Source organism: Bradyrhizobium sp. NBAIM08, from assembly GCF_020193935.1.
Lineage (GTDB): Bacteria > Pseudomonadota > Alphaproteobacteria > Rhizobiales > Xanthobacteraceae > Bradyrhizobium > Bradyrhizobium yuanmingense.
In genome coordinates, this window is sequence record NZ_JADYVR010001117.1 from 1 (window position 1) to 395 (window position 395).

The following is a 395-nucleotide window of genomic DNA, read 5'->3' on the forward strand; positions in this document are numbered from 1 at the left end:
GTGTTGCCAGCCTTGCCCGCTTGGCAGCCGGCAAATAAAAATAAGTATCCCGCATGCCCAACGGCTCAAAAATGCGCTGACGAAAAAATGCATCAAGAGACTGCCCGCTGATGACTTCAATCAGGTAGCCCAGCAAATCCGTATTTAAGCCATAGGTCCATTTTTCACCAGGCTGGTGAATTAACGGCATACTACCCAGTATTTTCATTTTATCCGCCAGTAAAATTTTATCGACGCCAATACCACCTACAACGCCTGCCTTTGCATAAATAGCCGTCATTTTAGGTGAGCCAATCTGTGCATAATCAATACCAGAAGTTTGGGTCAGCAAATCCCTGACTGTTACCTCCCGCTTCGCTGGTATAGTCGTATAGGTCGTATCGGCGGCATTGTAG

1 protein-coding gene is annotated in these 395 nt (G+C 46.8%); it reads right to left on the reverse strand.

Features of this window, described 5'->3' with window-relative positions; translation table 11 throughout:
- A partial coding sequence (locus tag I6F37_RS43740; protein ID WP_225154946.1) for a serine hydrolase occupies positions 1-395 on the reverse strand: 395 nt, incomplete at both ends.